The sequence below is a fragment of the Roseateles sp. P5_E11 genome, assembly GCF_054049355.1.
Genome location: NZ_JBFUMO010000939.1, coordinates 1 through 1,510, shown reverse-complemented (window position 1 = coordinate 1,510; position 1,510 = coordinate 1). Strand labels below are relative to the sequence as shown.

2 protein-coding genes are annotated in these 1,510 nt (G+C 66.2%); both read right to left on the bottom strand.

The window, feature by feature from the left end; translation table 11 throughout:
• Nucleotides 1–147: 147 nt before the first annotated feature.
• Nucleotides 148–894, bottom strand: a complete 747-nt coding sequence (locus ACXJKR_RS32285) for a sugar nucleotide-binding protein (protein ID WP_457326331.1) — start codon at nt 892–894, stop codon at nt 148–150.
• The coding region (locus tag ACXJKR_RS32280; protein WP_457326330.1) for a DUF3459 domain-containing protein at nt 891–1,510 on the bottom strand (620 nt) is incomplete at its 5' end. The genes ACXJKR_RS32285 and ACXJKR_RS32280, both read right to left, overlap by 4 nt.

Sequence of the window (1,510 nt, the reverse complement as noted above, 5' to 3'; positions counted from 1 at the left end):
TGCGCTTCGAGCATCTGCAGGCTTTGACGCACCTGTTCTTCAAAGCCGACCGAGAAGTCGGTCGCGTTGGCCACCGTCCAGACCAGGCCGCCAAAACCCCCATGAGCCACCGTGCGGCTGCGGCCCTTGCCGTTGATGGGCCAGCGCTCAATCACGGGTGAGCCCAGGCAAGCGCGCCGAAAGCGGTGGCAAGCGGCTGACGCCGCCGATGAGGCGCTGGTCATGCCGGTAGCCCTCGTCCGCCTGGACTTGCCAGTCGCGGCCGAACTCGATCGCGAGTGCGCGCGCCACCTCATCAAAGCGCCAGCCCTCCTCGGAATTGCTGTCCAGGTGGTGCACACCGGGCAGCGGCCGTTCGATCAACGCCAGCAGCGCGGCGGCCGTGTCGGTCATGAACGAACAGGCCGGCGTCCATGCTCGGCTTGCGGCCACATGGCCATCGCGCTTTTGCCATTCATCCAGCGTCATCAGCATGTTGTTGCCAGGCCGGGTCGCGTCGATCTGCCAGCCGATGCGGGCGATGACGGGCCTCTCATTGGCCAGCAACACGGCGTCTTCGCACTCGGCCTTGTAGCGGCCGTATTCGTCCTTGGCGTTGCGCGCGTCGGCCACGTCATGCGGACCGTCGGGCTCGTGGTCGAAGACCATGACCGTGCTGGTAAACAGGAAGTTCGGACAGCGCGACGCCAGCCAGCCCGCGAAGCGCGCCGAAGCCATGCCCAGGTGGGCGATCGCGTCCACCGACTGCGCGGAAAGCCAGGCGGCTGACAGCTTCTCATCGTCGAGGTTCACCGCGGTGCGGTCCCAGCCGATGACCTGATGCCCGGCTGCGCGCGCAGCCTCGGCCAAGCGTGGCGCCAACGTGCCGTTCAGGCCAGTAATGAGGATTCTCATGACAACTGCCACCCCCATGGGCGCAGCTTGTGGCCCTGCCAGAGCTGTTCCATCTTCGACAGGTTGACAGCCACGCGCACCAGGTCCTGGTCCAGGCGGCGCTCGAAGGCGACGATGTCGGGCGGGCTGTCCAGCAGCTTCACCGGCGCGCCGTACTGGCCGGCGGCCAGCGCCGGATGCTGGTGCTTGAGCGCAGCGAGGCTGGCGTAGAAGTCGCTCAGCTCATAGGTCTTCCAGTCGATGGCGTCCTTCTCGAAGAACTCCAGCTTCTTGGTCAACCGCGACTCCTGGCCGTTGTAGACCAGCGGCATGCCGGGCAGCGTGAACGTCAGTACCGCCAGTGCGGGGTAGGCGTCGCCGTAGAGATCGGCGTCGGTGCCGTGCCAGGAGTTGAAGTCGTGATTGCTCGTGAAGCGCATGCGGTAGGCATGGGCGGGAAAGCCCGCCGGTTGCTTGGCCAGCCACTCCTTCAACCGTGGGGCGCCCGCCTCGCCCTTGCCGATCTTCTTGAACACCTGGTCGGCCAGGTCCCAGGAATAGGTCACGTCGAAGGCGCCGCTGGTGTGCAGGTCGATGGCGTCGGACTCGGCCAGCATGAACATCGGCTTGACCGCGT

Coding starts and splice junctions, on each gene's coding strand:
- ACXJKR_RS32285 (WP_457326331.1), bottom strand. CDS start 894: ATGAGAATCCTCATTACTGGCCTGAACGGCACGTTGGCGCCACGCTTG.